The sequence below is a fragment of the Brevibacillus parabrevis genome (genome assembly GCF_022701015.1).
Lineage (GTDB): Bacteria > Bacillota > Bacilli > Brevibacillales > Brevibacillaceae > Brevibacillus > Brevibacillus parabrevis.
In genome coordinates this window covers 2,253,064-2,277,644 of record NZ_CP064090.1, presented here as the reverse complement: position 1 = coordinate 2,277,644, position 24,581 = coordinate 2,253,064, and the positions used below count along the sequence as shown (strand labels likewise).

General features: G+C 53.4%; 26 protein-coding genes. 2 read left to right on the top strand and 24 right to left on the bottom strand.

The genetic code is table 11. The features are described 5' to 3' along the window. Positions 1-25: 25 nt before the first annotated feature. From IRJ17_RS10905 to IRJ17_RS10895, 3 genes are all read right to left on the bottom strand, one after another. Positions 26-859: an NAD(P)-dependent oxidoreductase gene (locus tag IRJ17_RS10905; protein ID WP_423751966.1), complete on the bottom strand. Its 834-nt coding sequence runs from the start codon at positions 857-859 to the stop codon at positions 26-28. A gap of 145 nt (positions 860-1,004) precedes the next feature. Then, positions 1,005-2,117: an aminopeptidase gene (locus IRJ17_RS10900; protein ID WP_242774637.1), complete on the bottom strand. Its 1,113-nt coding sequence runs from the start codon at positions 2,115-2,117 to the stop codon at positions 1,005-1,007. A 129-nt stretch (positions 2,118-2,246) separates the two neighbouring features. Beyond that, complete coding sequence (locus IRJ17_RS10895; RefSeq protein ID WP_063230021.1) at positions 2,247-2,768, bottom strand: MgtC/SapB family protein; 522 nt, start codon at positions 2,766-2,768, stop codon at positions 2,247-2,249. A 382-nt stretch (positions 2,769-3,150) separates the two neighbouring features. Here IRJ17_RS10895 and IRJ17_RS10890 point away from each other — a divergent pair, with 382 nt between their 5' ends. Beyond that, a complete protein-coding gene (locus IRJ17_RS10890; protein WP_242774634.1) occupies positions 3,151-4,347 on the top strand; it encodes a saccharopine dehydrogenase family protein in 1,197 nt (398 codons plus the stop codon). Between the two features lie 65 nt (positions 4,348-4,412). Here IRJ17_RS10890 and IRJ17_RS10885 read toward each other — a convergent pair whose 3' ends face one another. From IRJ17_RS10885 to IRJ17_RS10790, 20 genes are all read right to left on the bottom strand, one after another. Continuing rightward, entirely contained in the window at positions 4,413-5,279 is an 867-nt protein-coding gene (locus IRJ17_RS10885) for a DMT family transporter (RefSeq protein ID WP_122964707.1), read from the bottom strand. A 79-nt stretch (positions 5,280-5,358) separates the two neighbouring features. Beyond that, positions 5,359-5,625 carry a EutN/CcmL family microcompartment protein gene (locus tag IRJ17_RS10880; protein ID WP_242774631.1) on the bottom strand — a complete coding sequence of 89 codons (267 nt, stop codon included), beginning with the start codon at positions 5,623-5,625 and terminating at the stop codon, positions 5,359-5,361. A gap of 12 nt (positions 5,626-5,637) precedes the next feature. After that, complete coding sequence (locus tag IRJ17_RS10875; protein WP_122964705.1) at positions 5,638-6,447, bottom strand: hypothetical protein; 810 nt, start codon at positions 6,445-6,447, stop codon at positions 5,638-5,640. Positions 6,448-6,451: 4 nt separating this feature from the next. Beyond that, complete coding sequence (pduL, locus tag IRJ17_RS10870) at positions 6,452-7,237, bottom strand: phosphate propanoyltransferase (protein WP_242774628.1); 786 nt, start codon at positions 7,235-7,237, stop codon at positions 6,452-6,454. A 10-nt stretch (positions 7,238-7,247) separates the two neighbouring features. Next, a complete protein-coding gene (locus tag IRJ17_RS10865; RefSeq protein ID WP_122964703.1) occupies positions 7,248-7,535 on the bottom strand; it encodes a BMC domain-containing protein in 288 nt (95 codons plus the stop codon). A gap of 13 nt (positions 7,536-7,548) precedes the next feature. Then, positions 7,549-9,027 carry an acetaldehyde dehydrogenase (acetylating) gene (locus IRJ17_RS10860; RefSeq protein WP_122964702.1) on the bottom strand — a complete coding sequence of 493 codons (1,479 nt, stop codon included), beginning with the start codon at positions 9,025-9,027 and terminating at the stop codon, positions 7,549-7,551. A gap of 69 nt (positions 9,028-9,096) precedes the next feature. Next, positions 9,097-9,375 (bottom strand): BMC domain-containing protein, encoded by a 279-nt coding sequence (locus IRJ17_RS10855; protein WP_122964701.1) that lies wholly within the window; start codon positions 9,373-9,375, stop codon positions 9,097-9,099. A gap of 2 nt (positions 9,376-9,377) precedes the next feature. Then, positions 9,378-9,767, bottom strand: a complete 390-nt coding sequence (locus IRJ17_RS10850) for a BMC domain-containing protein (RefSeq protein WP_122964700.1) — start codon at positions 9,765-9,767, stop codon at positions 9,378-9,380. Between the two features lie 176 nt (positions 9,768-9,943). Further along, positions 9,944-10,729: a DeoR/GlpR family DNA-binding transcription regulator gene (locus tag IRJ17_RS10845; protein ID WP_122964699.1), complete on the bottom strand. Its 786-nt coding sequence runs from the start codon at positions 10,727-10,729 to the stop codon at positions 9,944-9,946. Positions 10,730-10,738: 9 nt separating this feature from the next. Beyond that, positions 10,739-11,851 carry a 2-aminoethylphosphonate--pyruvate transaminase gene (phnW, locus tag IRJ17_RS10840; protein ID WP_122964698.1) on the bottom strand — a complete coding sequence of 371 codons (1,113 nt, stop codon included), beginning with the start codon at positions 11,849-11,851 and terminating at the stop codon, positions 10,739-10,741. A 3-nt stretch (positions 11,852-11,854) separates the two neighbouring features. Beyond that, a complete protein-coding gene (phnX, locus tag IRJ17_RS10835) occupies positions 11,855-12,649 on the bottom strand; it encodes a phosphonoacetaldehyde hydrolase (protein WP_122964697.1) in 795 nt (264 codons plus the stop codon). An 18-nt stretch (positions 12,650-12,667) separates the two neighbouring features. After that, positions 12,668-14,368 (bottom strand): putative 2-aminoethylphosphonate ABC transporter permease subunit, encoded by a 1,701-nt coding sequence (locus tag IRJ17_RS10830; protein ID WP_242774625.1) that lies wholly within the window; start codon positions 14,366-14,368, stop codon positions 12,668-12,670. A 1-nt stretch (position 14,369) separates the two neighbouring features. Continuing rightward, positions 14,370-15,428, bottom strand: a complete 1,059-nt coding sequence (locus tag IRJ17_RS10825) for a putative 2-aminoethylphosphonate ABC transporter ATP-binding protein (protein WP_122964695.1) — start codon at positions 15,426-15,428, stop codon at positions 14,370-14,372. Between the two features lie 53 nt (positions 15,429-15,481). Further along, a complete protein-coding gene (locus IRJ17_RS10820; RefSeq protein ID WP_122964694.1) occupies positions 15,482-16,537 on the bottom strand; it encodes a putative 2-aminoethylphosphonate ABC transporter substrate-binding protein in 1,056 nt (351 codons plus the stop codon). Positions 16,538-16,770: 233 nt separating this feature from the next. Next, entirely contained in the window at positions 16,771-17,766 is a 996-nt protein-coding gene (locus tag IRJ17_RS10815; protein WP_217022300.1) for a histidinol phosphate phosphatase domain-containing protein, read from the bottom strand. Between the two features lie 107 nt (positions 17,767-17,873). After that, a complete protein-coding gene (locus IRJ17_RS10810; protein ID WP_242774622.1) occupies positions 17,874-18,032 on the bottom strand; it encodes a hypothetical protein in 159 nt (52 codons plus the stop codon). Continuing rightward, entirely contained in the window at positions 18,016-18,885 is an 870-nt protein-coding gene (locus IRJ17_RS10805) for a LysR family transcriptional regulator (protein WP_242774619.1), read from the bottom strand. Before IRJ17_RS10805 ends, IRJ17_RS10810 begins: the two co-directional genes overlap by 17 nt. Before the next feature lie 89 nt (positions 18,886-18,974). Further along, positions 18,975-19,625 (bottom strand): VOC family protein, encoded by a 651-nt coding sequence (locus tag IRJ17_RS10800; RefSeq protein ID WP_173597600.1) that lies wholly within the window; start codon positions 19,623-19,625, stop codon positions 18,975-18,977. A gap of 191 nt (positions 19,626-19,816) precedes the next feature. After that, positions 19,817-20,968, bottom strand: coding sequence for a M20 metallopeptidase family protein (locus tag IRJ17_RS10795; protein ID WP_242774616.1), 1,152 nt, complete (start codon positions 20,966-20,968; stop codon positions 19,817-19,819). Between the two features lie 15 nt (positions 20,969-20,983). Beyond that, the gene (locus IRJ17_RS10790) at positions 20,984-22,429 is read right to left on the bottom strand and encodes a YfcC family protein (RefSeq protein WP_242774613.1); all 1,446 of its coding nucleotides are present in this window, start codon (positions 22,427-22,429) and stop codon (positions 20,984-20,986) included. A 949-nt stretch (positions 22,430-23,378) separates the two neighbouring features. Here IRJ17_RS10790 and IRJ17_RS10785 point away from each other — a divergent pair. Further along, positions 23,379-23,528 (top strand): hypothetical protein, encoded by a 150-nt coding sequence (locus tag IRJ17_RS10785; RefSeq protein WP_242774610.1) that lies wholly within the window; start codon positions 23,379-23,381, stop codon positions 23,526-23,528. Positions 23,529-23,962: 434 nt separating this feature from the next. On the opposite strand, the gene IRJ17_RS10780 is transcribed toward IRJ17_RS10785, so the two are convergent. Next, positions 23,963-24,499, bottom strand: a complete 537-nt coding sequence (locus tag IRJ17_RS10780) for a hypothetical protein (RefSeq protein ID WP_063230010.1) — start codon at positions 24,497-24,499, stop codon at positions 23,963-23,965. Between the last annotated feature and the right edge of the window lie 82 nt (positions 24,500-24,581).

The following is a 24,581-nucleotide window of genomic DNA, read 5'->3' as shown; positions in this document are numbered from 1 at the left end:
GCGCTCGGCCAAGCGGCTCACTTCCTTATTGGCGATCAAACCATTTGATCAAAGCCTGTGTCCCGCTGTCCGCTTCGCCTTTTTCCGCCAACTCCTCGTAGAGCGATTTCGACAAGGCAAGCCCGGGAGTCAACAGCCCCATTTCCTCGGCCGCTTCCAAAGCAATCCCCATGTCTTTGATAAAGTGCTTGATGTAAAAGCCTGGCGCGAAATTTTCGGCTATCATCCGCGGAGCCAGATTGGACAGCGACCAGCTTCCGGCCGCTCCCGCTTCGATGCTGGTCAGCACGCGCGCAGGGTCCAGTCCCGCTTTTTTCGCATAGGCAATCGCTTCGCACACGCCGATCATATTCGTTGCAATGCAAATTTGATTGCACATTTTCGTATGCTGCCCCGCACCTGGCCCCCCTTGGAGAACCACGTTTTTGCCCATGATCGCAAGCAGCGGCTCGACCGCTTCAAACGCTTCCTGATCGCCGCCGACCATGATCGTCAGACGCGCCTCCCGCGCTCCTACGTCGCCGCCGGATACAGGGGCATCCAGCGAATGGAGCGAATGCTGTTTCGCTTCCTCGTAAATTTTTTGCGCGAGGGACGGCTTCGATGTCGTCATATCTACCAAATAAGTACCCGGCTTCGCATGAGCAATGATCCCATCGGCGCCGAGGTACACCTCTTCCACATCAGACGGGTATCCGACCATCGTAATGATGACATCAGCCTGTGCGGCAAGCTCGCTTACCTGTTCCTTCCAGACGGCTCCCGCATCCAGCAGCTCCTGTGCTTTTGCCTTCGTGCGCGTGTAAATCAGCACGCTATACCCTGCCTGCAAAAAGTGCTTCGCCATGCTTTTGCCCATGACGCCCGTTCCCACAAAACCGACGACGGTTTCTTCTGCACGTAAAGTCACGCTACCAGCTCCTCGTTCTCTCTATGCTATCACCGCCTATACTTCTTGAAAGAGGCGGAATATTCCTGCTGTCAAATCAAGGAGCGGCTCCTCCTTACCGCATCAGCTGCTCCGGATTCAATCCAAGCAAAGCTTCATGCACGAACTTCCCGTCTTTGCGAATCAATACATCGTCAAACCAAATTTCGCCCCCGCCGTAATCCGGTCTTTGGATGGAGATCAAATCCCAGTGAATCGTGCTGCGATTGCCGTTGTCGGCTGAATCGTACGCCCGCCCCGGGGTCAGGTGGAAGCTGCCGGCAATTTTTTCGTCGAACAGCGTATCTCCCATCGGATGCAAAATGTGCGGATGAAACGCAATCGCAAATTCACCGAAGTAACGCGCCCCCGCGTCCGTATCCAAAATTTCATTCAGCTTTTGCGCATGGTTGGCCGTTGCCTCGACAATTTTGCCTTCGCGCACGGTAAAGGTGACGTTGTCAAAAGTCGTTCCTTTGTAATGGCTCGGGGTATTGTAGCTGATCGTCCCATGCGCCGAACTCCGCACAGGCGATGTGTACACTTCCCCATCCGGCATGTTCCGCTTGCCGACCGCCAGCTGCGTGCCAATTCCTTTGATCGAAAAAGAAATGTCGGTTCCCGGCCCCAAAATCCGCACGCGATCGGTCTTGTCCATCAGCTCATACAATGGCTGGCTCGCCTGCGCCATTTTCCGGTAATCAAAAGAGCAGACGTCGAAGTAAAAGTCTTCGAAAGCGTCCGTGCTCATGTTCGCCTTCTGGGCGAGAGCAGCCGTCGGGAAATTGATGCGAATGCCTTTTGTTTGATTGTCGATGTAGTGGGCAATATCCTGAAACGCTTCGGCAAACAAACGCTGCTTTTCTTCAGGCACGCCTTTCAGCTCACTGTCATTCGTCTCGCCATGAATGCCGATGTACCCGTGCATTCCCTTCCACAGATCGTTTTCCCACGCCATCACCTGTGCTACGTGCTCTTTGGTCAGACCCAGCAGCCACTCCCGCTCCAGCTTGGGTCTGACGAAGCGCAGGTGCGGATAAGCCCCTTTTGCATACAGACGCTTGACCAGTTCCGCCGCCAGCGGCTCGCCCTCGTCTACTACCCGGATCATGATATGCTCGCCTGCCTGAACATCCAGACTGTACGAAATCAGGTTGTCTGCGATTTTGCCGATTCGCTCATCTCTCATCGTGTAACACTCCTTCAAATCGTTTTGTTTTTTACAGCGTAACGGATGTTTGTCAGAGGAATATCAGCGGGAAGACGCATTCGCAAAAAGAAAAAAGCGATGCAGGCATCGCCCGCTCCGCTTCCCGTTCTATCCCACGCCTTGCTGCTTCATCGCGCTTGTTTTTTCACTGTTTTCCGAGCGTTTGTGTGTGACCTCTTCGAATCGCTGGCTGACTCGGGCCAGCGCGAAGGCCACCATAACGGAGAAAATGACAATCCCGTAAAAGCCCGCTCCGATTCCGATGCCGATTCCGCCCGCGAAAAAAATCATCGCGGCAGAGGTCAAGCCTTTGACCTGCAAGCCGTCTTTCAAAATGACGCCCGCTCCCAGAAAGCCAAGTCCCGTCACGATCTGGGCTGCCAGCCGCATCGGGTCCATCATCGTTCCGCTGTTCGGCGAGCTGTAGAGCTTTGTGCTGTAAATCGAAACCAGCGTGATCAGCGTGCAGGCGACAGAGACGTACATGTACGTCTTCAGCCCGGCAGGCTTGTTTTTGTGTGAGCGATCCCAACCGATGAACATCCCCAGCACAGCGCTCACGATTACCCGCAAGTACATTTCCAGGTTCATGATCACATGCTGCTCGTAAAACACATTCAGAGTTTCCATCCCATCCACCTTCTTTTAGCGATAGAGACATGATATGTGCCGACACGCGATTTAGACCCTTTCTTTTTGCTTTCCCCAATCCCCCCAGATGGCCGATGGAACTGCTTGCGTTTGGCCGCGCTTTTATTAAATGAAATATTCTTAATTTTTATTTTATTATAACACTTCATATTGATTTTTTGTTGTTTTAATTTGTTTTTTATTTTCTTATCCAACTAAATTGTGCTTTTAGTTGTGTTGATGTTTGTTTAATAAGTAATTCAAACTAAAAACACAATTAATTTACAACAAAACACAAGACAAAGCACAAAACTTGTGATATATTCAGTAATAGAAGTGCTGAATTTTTAGACAATTCAAAAGGTCAAAAGGAGGCTTCATCATGAAAGTTCTTTGTCTTGGCGGCGCGGGCCGGATTTGCCGGGAGTCGATTCTCGATTTGGTGCAGTATTCCAGCTTCGAGAAAATTACGGTAGCCGACTTCAATGAAGCAGAAGGCCGCAAAATCGTGGAATCTTTGCAAGACCCTCGCGTCGACTTCATCCAGATCAACGTGCACGATCACGAGGATACGGTCAACAAGATGCGTGGATACGACATCGTCATGGACGGCACCACGATTACTTTGAACGGGCTTTCCACTGCCTGCATCGCGGAAGCCGGCTGCCACGGCGTCAATCTGAACGGCTTTGGCGCTGAAGAAGCCTCCGACCACATTTTCAAGCAAAACGGCAAAACATGCGTGCCTGGCTTCGGAATGACCCCCGGCGTCACGCAAATGATGGCGATGCATGCCGCGAATCAGCTGGATCGCGTGGAGTCCGTGCGCGTCAGCCACGGCGCTTTTCGTCCGATCGCTTTTTCCCGTTCGATCACCGAGACGACTACGTACGAATACGATCCGCTCCTGCCTGGCCGTGTCGTCTTTGAAAACGGCGAGTTCATCCAGGTGCCTCCGTTTGCCCGCCCTCGTGAAATCCAGCTGCCTGAGCCATATGGCCAAACCGTTCAGTACATCATCCCGCACGCGGAGACAAAAACATTGGCAACTGCGCTCGCCGACAAGCACGTACAGCTCATCGAAGTGCGCGGCACGTGGCCCGCGAAAAATATGCAGCTCGTTCGCGCCCTCTACGACTGGGGCTTCATGCGCAACGACAAGATCAACGTCAACGGCAAAGAAATCGGGATTCTCGATTGCATCAGCGAGTATTTGTTTCATTCGACAGAAGGGCAGGAAACCGAGCTGTACGGCTATTCGCTGCATGTGGAAGTCGTCGGGGAAAAAGACGGGCAGCGCGTGCAACACGTTCTTTACCACACGCATCCCGCTTCCGACGGCTCCGTAGAAGGCTGGGAAAAACTGCGTGCCTACACGCGAAACGTAGGCATCCCGATGGCCATCGCAACCGAGATGATCGCCAAAGGCATGGTGAAAAAGACAGGCGTGCTCATCCCGGAGGACGCGTTTGACCCGGCTGAAGTGTTCGCCGAACTGGAAAAGCGCGGCATCTATATTCACGAGGAAATCACTCAGCTGGATGCGCAAACGAGCGAGTCTGTACAAGCTTCCCGCTAGGCTTTTGCATCCATGCTTGCAACGAGAAGAGGGGCCTTCCGTTTTTATGCGGAGGCCCCTCTTTTTCAGCTTAGTTTAATAATGACCACACCCGCGAGGATCAGTCCAATCGAGATCCATTTGACCAGGCTGACCTGCTCTTTGAGCCAGACGATGCCGATCAAGGTGGCGAAGACGATGCTGATTTCACGTACGGATGCCACATAGGTGACAGGCGTTGTTTGCATGGCGTAAACAGCGAGCGAGTTGGAAATAAACACAAAAATTCCCCCGGCCAGCGTATGCCACGGATACTTTTTCAACAAGGCGAGATAAGACACTTTCCTCGCCGCCCTGCGATCAATCAGCCACTTCCCTGCAAACATCCCGAAAAACACGACGTATTTGAACAAAAGCCCGGACATCATCGCTGCGCCCATGCCGTCTACTACACTGCTGCAAGCCGAAAAGCTTCCGGCCAGAAACACCCACTTCATATTGCCCCAGTCTTTGACGATGCTCCCCAGCTCGCGCAGCGAAAACGTCCGCTGATTCATGAACACAACGCCTGCGACAATGACGAGAATGCCCAAATACCCCGTCCAGGCGATCGTCGTTCCGATCACTACGATACTGATGAGCGTTGTCACGATGGGAGCCGTTCCCCGCAAGATCGGGTAAGCATAGCTCAAATGATTTTTCTCGTATGCCTTGCCCAGAGCGACGAAGTACAGCACTTCCGAGCACGTGCTGAGCAACAGCCACTTGATCGCCCCCGGCGGAAAAGACGACGTCTGCCACAAGTAAAGGGCCAAAGGAAAGTACAGGATGACGGAAGCTCCCAAAATCAGCGTAAAAAAGGCGTCCCGCTCCTCGATTTTTTTGGAGAGGGCATTCCAGACCGCATGACAGACAGCCGCAAACAGCAAAATCAGCAAGATCGTGGTCGACATGTTTTTCCCAGCTCTCTTTTCTAAATGGCAAAAGGTGCAGTCTATCCGCAGACTACACCCGTTTTGTTGCTTATTGTTCTCACGTTACTTCATAAGAATCGACAATTCCTACGATGACAGCATCAATCGGAACCTGTCTGTTCTGAAAAACGATCCGCGCAGGCGTACCGCCGGAAACGATGACCTTTTCGCCGATTCCCGCACCGATGCGGTCTGCGGCAATCACCGTTTGTCCACCTTCCCTGTCTTTCCAGTCAATGGGCTGGACGATCAGCAATTTCAAATTTTCCATGCCCGCTTCTTTTTGTGTGGACCAGACGCTGCCGATCACTTTTCCCAAAAACATGAGGCTCCCCCTTTATCGAACGTAGTGCACGACAATTCCTTTTTCTTTGAGCAAATCCGTCGCCAGAGGAGAAACGATCGTTCCTTCGCGCACCACAAGCTGCTGGTCGGGAAAATCGGCTTGTGCCCGAACCCATTCCGCGGTCAACAGCTTGGCAGAAACAATCGTCTGTGCATCAGCACCTGCACCTGACTGTTCACCTGTTTGCGCTTGCGTCTGAGCTTTTGCCCTGCTTTTGCGAATCGCCGCTTCTGCAAGCGACTTTTGCGGGTAAAACTCGACACCTAGCTCCTTCATGGCGCCGATGTGCCGCAAAAACAGCTTCTGGTACGCTGGTGGCAGCGTCAGCGTCTTCAGGCATCGCCGATCCGAGCGCTTGAGTCCCGGCACATCTTCCCCGATCAAGACAGGCTTGCCGAGGACCAGTGCGGAAAAGACGATCTCTGCCTTGATCGTTCCCTTCAACCCTGCCGCCACTCTCGCCGCGTTGTCGAGGTCGATTTCCGGAATGATGACGCCGTCGTACTCCTTCGGCACCTCCAGCGGAAGCGGTGCGTACTCGTCTGCCGTGATGATTTTGCCCGCTCCGCCGCATTCGATGCGATGCATGCCGAGCCAGGACGACGTTTCCCCGTCCAAAAACAGAATGTCGTGACAAACTCCGTTATTTTGCAGTGCGATGAACTGGTCGTCAAACGACTCATGTGCGCGACTGTCACAGAAGATATACAACCATTTGGGCTTGTTCTCCTGCCTGGGGGACTGAATCATCGATTGCAAAAGCTCGCGAGTAATGGACTCGATCATTTGCCGCACGTCCATGTCCTCACCTCCCTGCCGTTCCATCAAGCTTTCCGTTTTTTCCGATGACGAGCACCTGATCATTCGTCTTCAAGCTGGCCGCGTTGGCTTCATCCAGATCGAGATGAAAATCGAGGGCGTACCTCGGGTTGATCCTGACTGTCACTTCCGGAAAAATGACAGGGCGTTCGCCCGTTGTTTGCAGCATCAGCGTATCTTGGTCGCTCACCTGAAAACGCCTGCCATCCTCTGGCGACATGTGCACATGGCTCTTCGCTACGATGACCCCCTTTTCCAGAACGACGCAGCCAGCAGGGCCGATCAGCGTAATGCCCGGCGTCTCCTCCAGCATCCCCGACAACCGCACAGGCGGATGCAGCCCGAGCTGGAAGCCGTCCGTGCGGGAGATTTCCACCTGGCTCACTCCCCGAGCAGGGCCGAGGATGCGCACGCCTTTCATCAATCCCTTCGGCCCGAGCAGCGTGAGCGTTTCCACAGCGGCAAACTGTCCCGGCTGGGAAAGAGGGCGCAGCGGCGCCAGTTGATAGCCTTTGCCGAACAATTTTTCTACATCTTCCATCGACAGATGAATGTGGCGGTTCGATACACCGACGGGGATTGACTTCTGCTCGCCCTCGCTCGCCCGTTGCGAATGAATCTCCTGCGCCTTCAAGACCTCCACGCGGATTCCTCTCCCCTTCAAAAAGTCGGATGCAGCCGGGGTGAATTTATCGTTGACGTGAACGGAAAACGGATTGGGGATTCCCGTTCTCAGCATGGCCCTCAGCGTCGTTTCCGTGATCAAGGCCATCCGTTAGCGACTATCCTTCCAGCTTGGGAAGAATCGACTCGATATCGGAGTGCGGTCGAGGAATGACGTGCACCGATTTCAGCTCCCCCACCTTTTGCGCTGCTTCTGCGCCTGCATCCGTCGACGCTTTTACCGCTCCTACATCGCCGCGCACCATGACCGTGACCAGTCCCCCGCCAACATGCACTTTCCCGATCAGCTTCACGTTCGCCGCCTTGACCATGGCGTCCGCAGCTTCCACCGCGCCAATCAAGCCTTTTGTCTCAACCATGCCGAGTGCTGCCATTTCTCCTGCCATCTAGTACGCCTCCTTACCTGCCGGAAGATTGCAGTTCCAACAGGACGCTTTTAATAATTTCCGCGATCTCATCCCTGCTGATGGCAGGCGCAGCCGCAGCAGCCACCGCCACTGGCATCGCCGCTTCTGTTTGCGCAAGCTGCATGTCCCGCAAGCCGAACGCTACCCGCTTGATGTTGAACAAATGCTGCGGACCGATGTTGTCAGACGTTACGTTGTTTCCCAGCGAACCGCAACCGAGCGTCAGGGAAGGCGCGATGCCTGTAGTGGCTCCGATGCCGCCAAAGGTCGTCCCACTGTTGACCACGATGCGCGACGCTGGCTTGTCGACGACGAACGATTCGATGACTTGCTGATCGCGACAATGAATGCCGAGCGTATGCCCCAGCCCGCCAAAAGCAAGCAGCTTGCTGCAAAGCGTGCTCGCCTCCCGGGTGTCTGCCACGGTGTACAGCGCAAGAATCGGGGCGAGCTTTTCCACGGAAAACGGATAGTCCAGCCCGACGCCTGTTTCTTCCGCGACCAGCAGTGTCGCGTCTTCCGGGACGAGTATGCCTGCCAGCTCAGCCAGCGCCTGCGGCGACTTGCCTACAATCGCCGGATTGAGGCTTTTCCCCGCCAAAATGACCGCCGCGACCCGCCGCGTCTCATGGTCATCCAAAAAGTACGCCCCTTGCCGCTTCAACTCCGCCACGACTTTGCGCTTGATGGATTGATCGACGACGAGAGACTGCTCCGATGCGCAAATCGTTCCGTAGTCAAACGTTTTGCTCTGGACCACTTGCCTGATCGCCGTCGGGATGTCCGCGCTGGCATGCACATAGACGGGCACATTCCCCGGCCCGACTCCATAGGCGGGCTTTCCGGAGCTGTAGGCAGCCTTCACCATCGCTGTCCCGCCTGTCGCCAAAATCAGGTCGGTCAAGGAGTGGTGCATCAGCTCCCGGGAGGCGGCCAAAGTCGGCTGCGTGAGGCAAGAGATCAATCCGGCGGGCGCACCTGCGCGCTCTGCTGCCGCCTGGACGACTCTCGCCGCTTCTTTCGTACACTTTGCCGCCTGCGGATGCGGGCTGAACACAATCGCATTTCCTGCCTTCACACTGATCAACGCTTTGAAAATGACCGTCGAGGTAGGATTGGTTGAAGGAACGATTCCGGCGATCACGCCTACCGCCTGGGCAACCTCCCACACGCGGTTTTGCTCATCGCGATTAATAATCCCGACCGTCTTCATGTTTTGGATCGATTGATGGACGTCCTGGGCGGCAAACAAATTTTTCGCCGTCTTGTCCGCCGCCTTGCCGTATCCCGTTTCTTCTACCGCCATTGCTGCCAGGCGTCCTGCCTCTTGTCTCGCTGCTTCCGCCATGCTCTGGACGATTTGGTCGATCTGGGCCTGGCTCATCCCGGCAAGCCGCTTTTGCGCTTCCTTGGCGGTTTGCAAACACTGTCGCACTTCCTGCACGGATTGCAAATCTGCATCTAGCATCACGATAACGCCACCTCATTTCAGCCGATTGCGATTCATCTGATTGTTTCGTACAGCAACAAACCGTTGCGACTACGACTCCAGCTTTGGCAAAATCAGTTCAATATCCGAGTGCGGCCGCGGAATGACGTGTACCGAAACCAGCTCGCCCACTTTTTCCGCCGCCGCTGCTCCCGCATCCGTAGACGCCTTGACTGCCCCGACGTCTCCGCGAACCATTACCGTAACCAAACCGCCCCCGACATGAACCTTGCCTACGAGCTTCACATTCGCCGCCTTGACCATCGCATCAGCAGCTTCTACCGCTCCGATCAGTCCTTTTGTCTCTACCATTCCCAATGCATCACCCATGACTATTCCTCCTTACTGGTTGGTGTAGCTGTTTTTGCCGCATCGTTTTTTTGCTTGTCAGTCGCCTGTTTTCCCGCTGGCTTTGGCAGGTCTTTGGCCTTTTGCTTTTCCAGCTGTTGCAAGACCATCTGCATCACACTGCGGTCTGGCCGGGGAATGACGCGGGAGTGGCGAAGCTGGCCCACTCTTCTTGCCTCCGCTTCGCCTACCGCCACCGCAGCCGTAACAGAAGCGACATCCCCGACGATATAGATGGTGACAATCCCCGCATCCGCACCCTGATAGGTCACGCAGCGGACGTCTGCGGCTTTCGCAGCCGCATCGGTCGCCGCAACAAGGGCGGGAAAACCCACGGTTTCAATCATTCCCAGAGCGTAGCCGTTTTCTAGCATCTGGATCGCACTCTCCCTCGCAATCGAGTCAAAACTGTCTGAATAAGGCTGTTCTTTTTGAAAATACACGCAAAAGCAAATGTAATCAAGCTAATATTCTGTATTTACGTTTTTTTAATTGATTTTAGTTGTGACTATGTCCAAAAAATAGAGAGCACTCCGTGTATGCCCCTGCTTCAATCTGCCACGATCCAGTTGACCCCTTTTGCGTCCAACTCGTGCAGCCACTCGTGTGGAGCCGCAACATTGCTGATGACCGTATCGATTTGCTTCAAATCCGCGACCTTGTAAAAGGTGCTTACCCCGATTTTGGAATGATCGGTGAGCACGATGTTTTCCTTGGCGTTCTCGATGATCCGCTTGGCAATCATCGCTTTTTCGCAGTCATAGCTGGAGATTCCGTGCTGGGCCAGTATGCCGTCAATCGAGATAAACGCTTTGTCGACGAAAAAGCCTTGCATCATGTTTTCAGCCAGCGTGCCTGCCGTTCGGAAATGCTTCGGCTGTACCCTGCCGCCGATGAAGTAGATTTCCCCGCTGAACATCTCCTTGTTGTGGTACTCCATCATCAAGTTAAGGGCGGGAACGGAAATCGTGATCAGCTTCAAATTTTTGCGATTGACCAGAAAATGCAGCATGTGCAGCGTCGTCGTTCCGTCGTCTATGACAATGATATCGTTGTCCTGCACGAGGCTTGCCGCCGCTCGGCCGATGCGCCTTTTCTCGTCTGCATGCGATACTTCGCGCATCAGGTGAGACGGCTCCTCGCGGTCGTAGTTGATTTTGATCGCTCCGCCGTACACGCGCTTGAGCTGATTTTCATTTTCCAGCTCTTCGAGATACCTTCTGATCGTTTCCGACGATACTTGCAACTTCTCCACCAGCTCGTTGGTCCGCACTTTGCCGGCGTAGTTCAGCATGTTCAGGATCGTGTCCTTGCGCTCTTCCCCTATGAGAGACATGACCTGCTCCTACCAGAACATGTTTCGTTCAATCGCCTGTACCAGATGCTTCATGTCGTGCGGGTAGACCTCCCCGATATTGCCGATCCGAAACGTATCTGCTACCGAAATTTTGCCCGGATAAATCACGTAGCCTTCCTGTTTCAGTCGCTCGTAAAAAGCGGCAAACGTAAACTGCGGGCTGTCCGGGAAGTAGAACGAAGTGATGATCGGTGACTGTAGCTCGCGGCGCAGCAGCGTGCGGAAGCCAAGCGCTTCCATGCCTTCTACAAGTGTCCGCTGATTTTCCCGATAGCGGACTTGCCGCTTTTCCACGCCGCCTTCTTCCTCCAGCTCCAACAGAGCCTGATAAAAGGCGCGCACCACATGCGTCGGCGAAGTGTAGCGCCATTTGCCGTTGTGCTTTTCCATCGTCTCCCACTGATCGTACAAGTCGAGCGAGAGCGAACGCGCCTGCCCCTTGCACTTTTTCAGCTCCTCGGTTTTCGCCAGAATAAAGCCGAAACCGGGCACTCCCTGGATGCACTTGTTCGCGCTGCTGATCAAAAAGTCGATTTGCAAATCAGCTACGTCCATCGCGACTCCGCCAAAGCTGCTCATCGCATCGACGATGAAGACCTTTCCGTACTCCTTCGCGACCTTGCCGACCTCGGCAATCGGGTTCAACATACCAGTCGTCGTCTCGCAATGCACCACGGCTACGTGCGTGACGTCTGTATCCTGCTCCAGCAGTTCCCGCAGCTTGTGCGGCTGGGCTTCGTCCACTTCCCCGAAGTCGATGACGATTGTGTTGACCTTGAGCACCTGGGCCATTTGCGCCAAACGGTTTCCATAGGCACCGTTCGTCAGCACGACCAGCTTGCCGTCTGCCGGAACGGCGGAGCCTACGACCGATTCCACGGAAAAGCTGCCGCTGCCCTGCATCAGCACCGCTGTATAGTCGTCGTGGTTGTTGCCGGACAAGCGCACCAGCTTTTTGCGAATGTCCTGCACCAGATCGTTGTATTCGTTGTCCCATGTGCACCAGTCGCGCAGCATGGCAGCTTTTACGCTCTTGGACGTGGACAGCGGTCCGGGAGTCAAGAGCAGATACGGGTTATCTGGCAATTGTGTGAGTTTCATCGCTTATCTCTCCTTTTGCGCGAGGCGCAAGTTGATTTTCGGAATCAGCTTATCGAGTTCGCCAATGCTGTCGATGACGTAGTCGGCACCGACAGACTTGAAGCGCTTGGCTACCGCCTCCATTTTGTCAGCCAGTTCGTCCGGGTCGCACTGATTCACCTGCTGCTCGGTCATCCCCAGCTCGCTGCTGCCCTTGATCACGCCGACAGCCCATGCTCCCGCTGCCACTGCCTCTTTTATATCGCTGGTCGTATCGCCGACTTTGATGATGTGCTTCATCGGGTGAACGTCCAGATTGATCGCATTTTGATAGCACATCCACGGCAACGGACGTCCGGCAGGCATCTCGCTCGGCGTCACCATGGAGTCGGGCCAGTAGCCTTTCTTCTTTGCCTCTGGGGCCACGACCGCCATCATTTCGGCTGTGTAGCCCGTCGTCGAACCGATTTTGATTCCTGCCGCCCGCAGCCGCGCCACCAGTTCCAGCACACCGGGGATCGGGGTCGTGTAATTTTTCAGGATGGAAAACAGCATCGGCTCGAAGTCGGCGTACAGCATGTCGACATCTTTTTTCTCCGGCAGTCTGCCATACTTGGCTCTCCACAGCTCCGCGACCCGGTCCATTTTCAGCATCGTGTCGATATGGTCCCATTTGAGCATCCCCATCGGCTCGCGAGCTTCTGCATGCGTAACCTCGATCCCCCGCTTCTTGAATACTTCCAGGAAAACGTCCAGCGGCGCGAAGCATCCGTAGTCGACGGTCGTTCCGGCCCAGTCAAAGATTACTGCTTGAATCATGTCTCTTCTCCCACCTTTTTATCTTTTTTGCCAAGCCCCCGTTTTCTCCCTCAGCTTCTTCGTTCCGATCTCGTAAATGATCCGCACCAGCACGTTGGTCAGTACGATCAAGACAGACATGGCGGCAGCGGGAGCAACATCGCCCGCGTCATCCATGTTGACAATCGAGACGGAGGCCAGCTTGAAATCGGCTGAGTAAAGAAAGACGACGGCAGAAATCGTAACCATGGAGTTGATGAAGTAGTAGACGGCGTTTTCCAAGATAGCAGGCAGGGACATGGGAACCGTCACCCGCCAGAAGGTGACGTAGAACGGAACACCCATCGACTCGGAGGCAAGCTCAAATTCCTTGTCCAGTTTTTTCAGCGCCGTCGTCGCGGAAATAAACGGCACCGCGTAAAAGTGAATCACGTTCGCCAAAATCAGGATGACGATGGAGCCGTACATCCAGTTAAGCGGATTGTCGGGATGGTTGAAGAAAAAGATGTAGGCAAGACCGATGACCAGCCCGGGCAAAGCAAGCGGCAAGATGGACAGGAAGTAGCCGACCTGCCGCATTCCTTTCATGAAGCGCGTCTTTTCGATCAGGTACGCATTGATGAAGGTGACGACCGTCCCTGCCACCGCACTGTAAAAGGCAACGAGCACACTGTTCCAGAACGGCTGCATCCCTTCCCCGGCTACCTTGGAAAAGTCGTAGTGCGTGACCGTCATCGTCAGGTCGTACGGCCAAACCTTGACGAGCGAGGCAAAAATCACCGTGATGAGCATCAGAAAAATCGTCGCGGTAATCAGCGAGCAATAGACGAAAAAAGCGTTGTCGCGTCCGCGCTGCGGCACGATTTTGTACGGCGTGGACTTCGCATTTACGGATGAGTTTTGCTTCCGCTCCACGATCCGGTCCACGATGAAGGCGAGAATCGCCGGAAGAATCAAAATAATTCCGACCGTAGCCCCCATGGTCGTATTTTGTTGACCGATCACTTGCTTGTAGATGTCTGTCGCCAAAACGTTGAATTGTCCGCCGACCACTTTTGGCGCCCCGAAATCGGTAAAGCTGAGCGTAAAGCAGACGAAAATCGCGCTGACCAGACCGTATTTCACGTTGGGGAGCGTCACGGTCAAAAACTTGCGCAGCTTGCTTGCCCCCATCGTCTCCGCCGCTTCGTACAGGTTGTAGTCAGCAAAAGCAAGCGACACCGCGAGGATCAAATACGCCTGCGGGAAGGTGTAGAACAACTCGGACAAAATGATCCCGAGCGGCCCGTACAGCTCCACCTCAAATCCGGGAAAGACTCCGAAAAACCCGGTCGTAATGATTCCCTGATTCCCGAACAAATACGTCAGGGCAATCCCGTGCATCATCGTCGGCGCAAACAGCGGCAGCAATGCCACATAGCGGAAAAATACTTTCCCTCTCATATTCGTCCGCGTCAGGGCAAAGGCGTACAAAAAGGCGAGCGTAACAGACAGGATCGTGGTGACGCCGGAAACGTACATCGTATTGACAAAAGACTGCACCAAGGCCGGAGTCTCAAAATATTTGATAAAGTTGGCCAGACCGATGTACTCGCCTGTTTCATCGATGAACGCTTTGCTGAACAAATCGCCAAGCGGCATCAACACCGTAATGAACAGCACGAGGACGATGCATGCAATCAACAGCCGCTGCAACCACTCATCCCGGCCCATTTTTTGTCTGACGGTTCGCGTGCTCATGTCAATCACTCCCCGTCTTCTTCGCCACCGCCGCCTGGTCAAACGAGATCAGATTTTCCAGCGGCAGCTCAAACGCTACCTGCTTGTCGCGCCTAAGTCCAAGGCGATGCGTCTGGGATACGGGCAAATCAATCGTCACCAGCTGCGGATGCAGTCCCTTTTGCTGATTGATCAACTGCATCGTCACACGGTAAAAGGAACCGCGAAACTCCATGTCGGAGACGACCGCTCTCAGGCTGTAGTCGGCTGGCGGCTCCATCAGGTTAATGTTTTCCGGCCGAATCGCAAACAGCCGATCTTGCCCGAGCGCACTGCCGCTGACGACGGATTCCTCCAAAAAATTGATCGCGCCCACAAAATCCGCCACAAACGGGCTGTTCGGTTTTTCGTAGATTTCCTGCGGCGTGCCTACCTGAACGATCTCCGCGTTGTTCATCACCACAATCCGGTCAGCCATCGTCAGCGCCTCGTCCTGATCGTGCGTCACCATGATGGTCGTGATCCCGATCTTTTCGTGCAGGCTTCTCAGCTCGCGGCGCAGCTTCAGCCGCACCTTCGCATCGAGAGCGGACAACGGCTCATCCAGAAGCAAAAAGTCGGGGGACAAGGCAATCGCGCGAGCCAGGGCGACACGCTGCTGTTGTCCGCCAGAGAGCTGGGACGGGTATTTGTCGCGGATGTGCTCCAGATCGATCAGCGCCAAAACTTCTCGAACCTTCGCATCCACCTCTTTTTTAGACATTTTTTTCGCCTGGAGGCCATATGCGATGTTCTGTCCCGCCGTCAAATTCGGAAACAGGGCGTACGATTGGAACATCATCCCGAAGTTGCGCTTTGCCGGCGGCAACGTGGTAATGTCCCGATCATTGACGAGAATTTTTCCGCCCGTTGGCTGTTCCAATCCCGCCAGTATGCGCAGCAAAGTCGTTTTCCCGCAGCCGCTTGGGCCGAGCAAGCAAATAAATTCGTTCTTTTGGATGTCAATATCGATCGATGTGAGAGCTACAAACTTGCCAAACGTCTTTCGGATGCCTTGGATGCTCAAATATGGCTTTGTCATACGCTCCTCCTTTCGCCTGTTGTCGGAAATGGGCTGTTGCATGTACGCCTTCATCAGCTTTTCGGCTCGCTCTTGGTGCTGTATCGTTTGTTCCATTCTTCCAAAATCGCCGGACGCGCTTTTGCCGTCTCGTTCAGGTCGTTGTGGATCAGTTGGGATAGCGGATCTTTCGTGTAGCCCTCTGGCAGTGTCGTGCTTGCGTTGTTGACCGTGATGATCGCGAAGTTTTTGTTGTACTCCTTCATCGCCTCATCGGAGATCGCCCAATCCAAAAACAGCTTCGCTTCCGGTTTGATCTCGGCTTTTTTCACGAGTGCATTGGCTTCTACGTCCCAGCCTGCCCCCTCTGGCGGGAAGACGATTTCCAGCGGTGCGCCCTTCTTCTTCTCGGTAATCCCCCGGTAGCCAAACGAGATGCCGATCGGATACTCTCCCGCCGCTGCCATCTTCGCAGGCTTGGAGCCGGAGTGCGTGTACAGCGCGATGTTGTCGTGCAGCTTATCCATATAGCCCCACGCTTCTTTGTCTCCGTACAGCTCGATCCAGGCGGCAACCGTGAAAAATCCGGTTCCTGACGACGCAGGGTTTGGCATGACGATCAGCCCTTTGTATTCAGGCTTGGTCAAATCAGCGTATGATTTCGGGATGGGCAGATTGCGCTTCTCCAGCTCTTTTGTGTTGACGACAAAAGCGGTTTCAAATGCATCGATGCCGACCCAATGGGCGGGGTCTTTGGAATCTTTGAACTCTGGCGAAATGCGCTCGATTCCTTTTGGCGTATAACCTTCCAGCACGCCTTGAAACTCTGCGCCCAAAAGCTCTGTCGCCGCGGTTCCCCAGACGACGTCGGCTTTCGGATTGTCTTTTTCCGCAATCAGCTTGGCGACGATGACACCAGTAGAGTCTCTGACGATGTTCAACTTGATTTCAGGGTGTGCGCGATTGAAGGCTTCCACATACGCTTTCAGCTGGTCATCCTCCAGAGCGGTATAGACAGTCAGCTCCGCTGAACCTGACTTTGCCCCTGTCGAACCTCCGGATTGTCCACATCCTGCCAGCAAAGCAGCCGCTAGAATCCCCACTACCATAGAGCCAATCCACTTTTTCATCCTGAATCCTCCCCTTTGTTTCTGATCCATGCTCCCCTTCCAAGCTGCCTGACGGTAAAGACAAGACTAATTCCATGTGTGATTAGTTTGTTTTCCCGTTTTTTAGTTGTTTTTGTTTTTATTATATATGTAATGTTCTTAAAATTTCAAATATTTTTTGAAAAAGAAAAATCGAGCCAAAAAGCCCGATTTTACGCGATTCTTTTATATGCATCCCTGCCTGCTCTGCTTGTCTACAAGGAAACTAGCGTCCTTTTTCGTTGCTCAAAGGTTGCGATATGTTGGTATCCTGACTGTTTCAGTGTATTTCTTGCCTGTTCCAGATAGCTGCCCAGGTGGTCGGGAAAGTGCGAATCGGACGAAGTCGTAATCGGCACGTCATGCTCTCGCAAAATGCGCAAAAAGCTTTCGCTTGGGCACATTTCCTTTACCGGATAGCGATAGTACAGCCCTGTGTTGATCTCCGTTGCGACATCGTGCTGTTTCAAAAGCCCGGCGATCCGCCTGTAGAGCGGAACAAGCTTGGCTTCTGGCGGCCGATGACCGAACACTTTCAAGTTGTCCAAATGCGCCACGATGTCAAAAAGTCCGCTGGCTACCGCCTGCCCGACCACCGCAAACGTCTCCTCGTACAAATCAAGCAAAGACATCGCAAGGAAACGCTCCTGCGTCTGCGGGTTGTCGAAGCCCCAGCCGCTGGCAAAATGAATCGAGCCAATCACATGATCCCACGGATAGTTGGCAACGAGCGGAGCGAGCACCTCTTCTCCCCCGGAAAAGTAGTCGGCCTCGATGCCAAGGCGCAGAGCGATCCCGTCCTCCGCCCAGACTGGTTGCTGGGAGAGAATAAACGAGACAAACTCGTCGATCGAGGTGGTGCACACCTGATCGAGCCACTCGCGCTGCAATCGGCCCAGCTCGTCATCTGCGAGATGCATGTGCTGCTCGAAGTACGGCTTGAACTCTCGAAAACGATACAGGTGATCGACCACGCCGACTTCCTGCAAGCCGAGCTGCTTGGCCCGCACGCGATACAAATCCAGCCACTCGCGGGAGAACGCGCCTTGCGCGACTCTTTTGCCTATTCTCGCTGTCATTTCCTCCATCCAGGCAAGCGAATGTCTGGGAGAGTCCGGCTGCTGAAAAAATAGCAACGCTTCTGCTGTGCGGGTGAGCCACCTCAAAGAATACGGCCCTTCTTCCAGATGGACGTGATAATCGACTTTCATTTGGCTTCCTCCCCGGGAACTTTGCGTCTCGAACTGCTCCAAGCTTGCCACGCAAGCTGCTGCTGGCGCTTTGGTGAAAGTTCCGACTTTGTTGTTTTTGTTTGTTTTTATTTTGAAAAGTAGTTTTTTTGTGCTTTTTCATTGATTTTCTTTATTATAAAATCTGCTCCGCCACCATACAATTGTTTTCGCGTAAAATGCTGGGCAAACAAAAAACCGGAAAGCTCCCATGGAGTTCCGGTTGCGTTGCTACGTTTTCGGGTCATCCCACATCTCCTGCGTCATGGCGACAAACGCCCGAATCGCTGCTTCCTGATTGCGTTCCTTCAAATAGATCAAAGACGTGCGCAGTTTTTTGGCAAAACGGTGGAGAACGACCAGCTTGCCAGCCGCAATTTCTTCTTCGACAATCGCCTCGCCCAATACACAGCACCCGGTCTGGCTCAGAGCGGCTTGCTTGATCCCTGCTTCGCTGCCGAACTCGATGATCGTAGTCGGCTTGAAGTCGATTTCGGCATACAGATTGCCGCCGATCTTTTCGACCATCCCGTCTTTGAGGAACGGAACGGTGTGGAGCAGCGTTTGCTTATCGCGCCCTGCAAGCAGTTCAGGCGCTGCCAGCAGCACAAAATCTTCCTCTCCGATCGGGACGACTTCCAGATCGGGGTTGAGGCAATCGCCCGCTATAATTCCCACATCCGCCTGATGGGCACAAACCAGCTTCGTCGTCTCCACACTGTTGCAGGAGATCATTTGCAAGCGAACTTGCGGGTAGTCTTTCAAGTAGCGCCCAATAATGCCGGGCATGTAACGCGTACAGTAAAACTCCGGGCTGGAGACGACCAGCGGGCCATACGGGATATCCAGCTTCCGCAAGTCGTCATCCAGCTCCCCCATGACGGCGAGCAGACGATCCGCATGATGCTTCAGCAGCTTTCCCGCGGGCGTGAGGTAGTTTTGCCTGCCCACCCGTGTGAACAACGGTCGGCCGATCTCTTTTTCCAGTGCCTTGATTTGCAGCGTGATTCCTGGTTGACTGTACCCGAGCTGCTCAGCCGCTTTCGTCAGATTCAACTGCTCGGCTACCACCTGGAACGTTCGGAGGTGACGCAATTCCATCTGTCCAACACACTTTCTTGAAAAAGATTTCCCTCATCGTACCACAGCGCCGCTCTCCTGTCTTTTGGAACGAATCGACCAGTCAGCACTCAGCAGGTGATTCGGTAAGGAAGCTGCGGGTGCGACTGAAAATGTCTTGGCTGACCTGGATCGCTTGCCGCCTCCACCGAGATCGGATGAATGGAAGCTCCCCTGTCTGTCGGGAACCATGGACGGCTTTCTTTGACAAGCACGAGAACCCCTTCCTGGTCGCCGTAGAAGCGAAAAGTGGTTGATTCCGGCTCGAATGCATTCGGAATGGGTATTGATTGTAAAAAAGCTGTGTACGTCGGAACATCAGGTACAGGCATCCCGATTTCCTGGATCGACAGCCAGCTAGTTTTCGCTTCGCTCGGAAAAGCCAGCATTTCCAGGATGTTACCCTCAGGGTCCAAAAAGTAGAGCTGTTTGCCTTTCCATGTGTAGGACTGCATGATCTCTTGCCCGTCTTTGCCGCGCAAAACAAGCCCGCGCTGCTGGATCACTTTGGCTAAAGCGTCAAAGGCCGTCTCGGCAATCCCGCAGGCAAAGTGGTAAAACGGCTTTTCGGCTACCTGTTCAAAAACGAGCAGAGCGTCGCCCACCCGTACAGAAAAGGAGTGCTCCGAACGCTCGGAAAGCGGCATTTGCAAGACGCTTGTATAAAAGGCCAGCATCTCTTCCAGCATGGTTGTCGTTAGCGTGACTTTTTGCCATTTCACTGTCAGCTCACTTCCTTTCCCTTCCATATTAGCATGCCGGATAAAAGCCACGGCAAGCATTAGAAAACTTGGCTGCGCCAAGCCTTGGTTGCACTTGCACTGGATAAGCATCTTATACATTCTTATCTGTATAAAAAAGCAAGCTATCCAAACGAGAATAGCTTGCCTTGCCGCATATGTGCTTTGTCGCCTCAGGCGAATCGCTTCACCAAGTTCAGGAACAGGTCGATGGCCGTCCCGATTTCTTCTTCATCAATGTCGAACTCGGGATGATGATGGGGAAAAGCGCTCTTTGCGCCGCCCATTCCGACCAGCAAATACGCACTCGGCTTGCTCAGCGCGTAAAACGCAAAATCTTCCGCCCCCATAACTGGCTCTACTTTCGTCGCCACTTCGTCTCCATACACTTCGCGAATCACTTTTTCCGCAAACAAACCGAGGTTTTTATCATTGATGAGCGGCGGCGTTCCCAAAATGTAGTCGACTTCTCCCGCTCCCCCGAACGTCAGGCACATTCCTTCTACCAGCTTTTTCATTTCCCGGAAAATGTACTGCCTCGTCTCTTCGGAAAACGTGCGAATCGTGCCTGTGATCACCGCTTCATTCGGGATGATGTTGTAGTTCGATCCGGCGGTCACTTGTCCGACTGAAATGACAGCAGGTTCTACCGGATTGATTTTCCGGCTGACAATCGATTGCAGACCAATCAACAAATGCCCTGCGATATACGTCGGATCGACTGTTTCGTGCGGGGATGAGCCGTGCCCGCCTTGCCCCTTGATCGTGATGCGAAAATCATCGGAGGAAGCGAGCATCGCGCCATGCGAATAACCGAGCTTCCCTTTTGGCAGAGCTGACATCAAATGCAGGCCAAATACGGCATCCGCCGACTCGATCGCGCCTTGCTCAACCAAGGCCTTTGCCCCGCTCGGAGACATCTCCTCGGACGATTGGAACAAAAAGAGAATATTCGCCTTGACCGCGTCCCGGTTTTCTGACATCCACTTTGCTACAGCAAGCAAAATAGCCGTGTGTCCGTCATGTCCGCAAACGTGCGCCACTCCAGGCACTGTCGACAAATACGGCTTGTCTCCTTCTTCGTCAATCGGCAATGCGTCAATATCGGCACGCAGAGCAATCGTCTTGTGCCCATCTGTCCCTTTCAAATAGCCGACCAGATTCGGCGGCTGAAAATCGAGAATCTCGATGCCCAGTTCTTCCAACACGCCCCGGATATAGGCGCAAGTCTGATACTCTTCCCCAGACAGTTCAGGATAAGCATGCAAATGGCGTCTGTGAGCGACAGCCCACTCGGTAAGATTTGTTTCCACAATTGTCCGCATATGTTGCACTCCTCCTTAAAATGGTCCATAGCCAATCGCGTGCGCCAATATGACGGCGACGACTGCAATGCCGTATTGCATGAGCAGAAGCGGGAACAGCCATCTGATCCAGCTCAAGTAAGAGATGCCCGCCATCCCGACTCCCGCTACTGCAATGCCAGGAATCACGATATTGGAAATGCCGTCTCCGAACTGGAAAGCCAGCACAGCGGTCTGACGCGTGATGCCTACCAACTCGGACAGCGGAGTCATGATCGGCATGGTGAGAGCAGCCATTCCGCTTCCCGAGGGGATAATAAAGCTTAAAATCGTCTGGAAACCCAGCATGCCGACAGCCGTCAAGGAAGGCGGCAGGTCCTGGATGACCGCTGCCGAATAGTACAGGATCGTGTCCATGATCTGCCCGTCGTTCAGCACGACGACAATCGCTCTCGCCACGCCGATAATCATCGCCCCCGCGAGCAAGGACGATGCACCTTTCATGAAAGCGTCCACCATTTCATTGACGCTCAGACGGCCAATCAATCCGACGATGACCCCGAGCAGGATGAACAAGCCGGCAATTTCCGTGATGTACCAGCCAAACTCGATCACGCCTACGGCAATCGTGACGAGATTGAGCAAAAAGCAAGCCAGGATCAGCTTGTGGCGCTGCTCAAAAACCACATTTCCGCCAAACATGTCGCGGACACTCTCACGGTTGTAGAAACCGTAAATGCCAAGCTCCGGATTCTTTTTCACTTTCATCGCGTGGCGGTAGACAAAAATAACTGCCACCACATACATGACCACAAACACTCCGATGCGAAAGCCGATCCCCGAAAAAGGCGGCAGCTCGGCAATTCCTTGCGCGATCCCGATCGTAAACGGATTCATGATAGCGGAAGTAAAACCTACCGAAGCCCCCACCAGCACAATGGCAGCACCTGTCATCGCATCGAATCCGAGCGCCACACAGAGCGGAACCAAAATGGCGATGTACGGCAGCGTCTCTTCAAACATCCCGATCAACGAGCCACCTGCGGCAAAAAACAGCATCATCGATGGGATCAGCCATTTTTCCTTGTTGCCAAGCTTTTTCGTCAAGGAATAAATGAACGCCTCCATCGCCCCTGTCGCACTGAGAATGCCGTACGAACCGCCGATAATCAGCACGAAAAACATGATGCTGGCGGAATCAACCATTCCGGTATGAATGCTGTTCAAAAAGCCCATGAAGCCAATCGGCGATGATGCGGTGTACTGAAAAGAATCCGCCTGAACGACGCTGCGTCCATTCACGTCGATTCGGGCATATTCGCCTGCGGGGATCAAGTAGGTAAACAGAACACAGACAGCCAAAATTCCTAGCAACAGCACGAATACATTGATTTCCGTCAATCTGCTTAACGCTTTTTGCTTCAAGACAGCTCGCCCCCCTTGCCCTCTCTTTGTCTCTTGCCATGGTGTATTCGTTTTCATAGTAGCACCATTTGAAATAATGAAAAAATTACAAAGTCATATGTATGGCATTTCAAATCATTATGGAAGGAGACGGGGCGAGAGTGAATGAAGTGCTTGGGTAGCGCTTTGCAGTTTACGTCATCGATACTTTAGGTGTGGCGAGGAAAGAGACGAATCGCTGTAGCTTCTTGGGATACCCCCTGGGGGTCTAGACTGCACGGCTCCGGGGAAAAAGCGAAACCGCGTCAAAAGCAGCTCGTTCACAGATGCAGATTCACGTTGACGCTTAAAACCGTGTTTCGCTTTTTCCTCGAAGCCTCGGTCGGTATCCCAAAGAGCTTTCGCGGATTTCGTCTCTTTCCTCGTCAGGAGCTGGCGGTGGTCGGCGCGGGTTTCATGGAAAGTGCCAAATACATAAAAGCTGGCTTGGGTAGCGCTTTGCAGTTTACGTCATCGATACTTTAGATGTGGCGAGGAAAGAGACGAATCGCTGTAGCTTCTTGGGATACCCCCTGGGGGCTGGACTGCACGGCTCCGGGGAAAAAGCGAAACCGCGTCAAAAGCAGCGGACTCAGAGAAGCGGACGCACGTTGACGCTTAACACCGTGTTTCGCTTTTTCCTCGGAACCTCGGTCGGTATCCCAAAGAGCTTTCGCAGATTCGTCTCTTTCCTCGTCAGGGGCTGGCGGTGGTCATCGGAAGTTTCAAGGAAAAATGCCAATGCAAAAAGCTTGCTTGGGCTGACATTTTGTAGTCTGCGTCACCGATACTTTAGGCGGTGGTGATCGAGGGTTTCAAAAAAGCACAGAAACATGAGTAAGAGTCTTCTTCAAGACGGTCGTTTCCTGCAACCCGTTCATGAAAAAACTTACTCAATTTCTGCTCTGGATTTTCCGCCCTTGAGCAACCTCCAAAAAAACAATATCCGACCAAAGCTTACCGTTGGCCGAGGAAACAGGAGAAACAAGTGAAAGGGCTTTGGGACTCCTTCCGAGGCGCAGGCGAAAAAGGAAAACACGCCTTTAAGCGGCAACGTGCGTCCGCTTCTTCGATCTCGCTGCTTCTGCCGCGGTTTTCCTTTTTCGCCGGAGACGGGCCGTCCATGCTTCCCCGCTAGAGGCCCAAGTCCCTACAGCGGTTTCTCCTGTTTCCTCCCTCCCCCACAGCCGCGATCAACAGGCCAAACCTGTTACATCTCCTTATCTAGCAAAAAAACCTCCTTGGCACACAACACAAGAAGGTCTCATCATGGCGAAAATTCACAGGAAACGGGACGAGAAAGGAGAGTACGGTGTTCGCGGTTGTCCAGCCGTATAGAACGAGTAATCGAGCAGGCGAATAGCCGTCTGGCGATTGGTTCAGTCTCTCATAGTTTTTGTAGGTATGCTCTGTCATACATTTCTATGAGCAGCATGCACTGCTCACAGGGGTCCTTGTCTCGCACAAGGATAAGCGTTTGTCCGCGATTTCCTGTGGCTGAGCTGTACTCAGCTTACAAAACATAGCCCCAAGCTTTCTACGTTTTCTAAGCTAAGCACATGAACCATGCGCCTAGTCTTCCAAATCAATGTACTTCTCGGCTTGCGGAAACTCCAGAAAAATTTTGTGGCACTCGTCTTCGATCAGCTGGGACAGACGCTTGACCTTTCGTTCGAGCTGCAACCCGTTCTCGCGCGCTTTTTCGATATCGTACATGGCGCGGGTAATGGTCTGTTCGCCGCCGTTGTAAAACCTGCCTGTGTTCAGCTCTTCTTTTTTCATCGAGCCGTATCTTTTGAGCGAAGCCGCTTCCTTGCGCATATGCTTGGCGGTTTGCATCGCGGTAAACAAGCTGATCTCCTGCTTGTTCCACAAAATATGATGCGCGAGGTTGGCCCCGTGAATCAGCTCGTCAATCTGGCGAAAGTCTTCGCGGGCTTCCTCCAGTTCTTCCGTGATCAGCGTAAACGACCGGGACGGCTCCTCGGCTTTGTCGCCTTTTATATAGACACAGAAAGCGTTATTTTCACGTTCCTGATCCAACTCCGTAACTTTGTGGGCAATATCTGAACGCAACGGAACGAGGGCAGCAAGAGACAATTTTGCCATTCACAACCTTCCTTTCTCACGGGAAAATCTGTACAAGTGTAAAGACGGCCCAAGATATGGAAAGTTACGCTATCCAGCAAAA

What these genes read in the sequence shown, in the direction of transcription:
- IRJ17_RS10845 (WP_122964699.1), bottom strand. Translation starts at nt 10,729, where the DNA reads ATGTCTCTCATAGGGGAAGAGCGCAAGGACACGATCCTGAACATGCTG.
- IRJ17_RS10795 (WP_242774616.1), bottom strand. Translation starts at nt 20,968, where the DNA reads ATGCGGACAATTGTGGAAACAAATCTTACCGAGTGGGCTGTCGCTCAC.
- IRJ17_RS10890 (WP_242774634.1), top strand. Translation starts at nt 3,151, where the DNA reads ATGAAAGTTCTTTGTCTTGGCGGCGCGGGCCGGATTTGCCGGGAGTCG.
- IRJ17_RS10875 (WP_122964705.1), bottom strand. Translation starts at nt 6,447, where the DNA reads ATGGACGTGCGGCAAATGATCGAGTCCATTACTCGCGAGCTTTTGCAA.
- IRJ17_RS10805 (WP_242774619.1), bottom strand. Translation starts at nt 18,885, where the DNA reads ATGGAATTGCGTCACCTCCGAACGTTCCAGGTGGTAGCCGAGCAGTTG.
- phnW (WP_122964698.1), bottom strand. Translation starts at nt 11,851, where the DNA reads ATGAAACTCACACAATTGCCAGATAACCCGTATCTGCTCTTGACTCCC.
- IRJ17_RS10880 (WP_242774631.1), bottom strand. Translation starts at nt 5,625, where the DNA reads ATGTTTTTGGGAAAAGTGATCGGCAGCGTCTGGTCCACACAAAAAGAA.
- phnX (WP_122964697.1), bottom strand. Translation starts at nt 12,649, where the DNA reads ATGATTCAAGCAGTAATCTTTGACTGGGCCGGAACGACCGTCGACTAC.
- IRJ17_RS10790 (WP_242774613.1), bottom strand. Translation starts at nt 22,429, where the DNA reads ATGAAAACGAATACACCATGGCAAGAGACAAAGAGAGGGCAAGGGGGG.
- IRJ17_RS10855 (WP_122964701.1), bottom strand. Translation starts at nt 9,375, where the DNA reads ATGGGTGATGCATTGGGAATGGTAGAGACAAAAGGACTGATCGGAGCG.
- IRJ17_RS10830 (WP_242774625.1), bottom strand. Translation starts at nt 14,368, where the DNA reads ATGAGCACGCGAACCGTCAGACAAAAAATGGGCCGGGATGAGTGGTTG.
- IRJ17_RS10820 (WP_122964694.1), bottom strand. Translation starts at nt 16,537, where the DNA reads ATGAAAAAGTGGATTGGCTCTATGGTAGTGGGGATTCTAGCGGCTGCT.
- IRJ17_RS10895 (WP_063230021.1), bottom strand. Translation starts at nt 2,768, where the DNA reads ATGGAAACTCTGAATGTGTTTTACGAGCAGCATGTGATCATGAACCTG.
- IRJ17_RS10885 (WP_122964707.1), bottom strand. Translation starts at nt 5,279, where the DNA reads ATGTCGACCACGATCTTGCTGATTTTGCTGTTTGCGGCTGTCTGTCAT.
- IRJ17_RS10825 (WP_122964695.1), bottom strand. Translation starts at nt 15,428, where the DNA reads ATGACAAAGCCATATTTGAGCATCCAAGGCATCCGAAAGACGTTTGGC.
- IRJ17_RS10815 (WP_217022300.1), bottom strand. Translation starts at nt 17,766, where the DNA reads ATGAAAGTCGATTATCACGTCCATCTGGAAGAAGGGCCGTATTCTTTG.
- IRJ17_RS10905 (WP_423751966.1), bottom strand. Translation starts at nt 859, where the DNA reads ATGGGCAAAAGCATGGCGAAGCACTTTTTGCAGGCAGGGTATAGCGTG.
- pduL (WP_242774628.1), bottom strand. Translation starts at nt 7,237, where the DNA reads ATGGCCTTGATCACGGAAACGACGCTGAGGGCCATGCTGAGAACGGGA.
- IRJ17_RS10810 (WP_242774622.1), bottom strand. Translation starts at nt 18,032, where the DNA reads ATGACCCGAAAACGTAGCAACGCAACCGGAACTCCATGGGAGCTTTCC.
- IRJ17_RS10900 (WP_242774637.1), bottom strand. Translation starts at nt 2,117, where the DNA reads ATGAGAGATGAGCGAATCGGCAAAATCGCAGACAACCTGATTTCGTAC.
- IRJ17_RS10865 (WP_122964703.1), bottom strand. Translation starts at nt 7,535, where the DNA reads ATGGCAGGAGAAATGGCAGCACTCGGCATGGTTGAGACAAAAGGCTTG.
- IRJ17_RS10780 (WP_063230010.1), bottom strand. Translation starts at nt 24,499, where the DNA reads ATGGCAAAATTGTCTCTTGCTGCCCTCGTTCCGTTGCGTTCAGATATT.
- IRJ17_RS10850 (WP_122964700.1), bottom strand. Translation starts at nt 9,767, where the DNA reads ATGCTAGAAAACGGCTACGCTCTGGGAATGATTGAAACCGTGGGTTTT.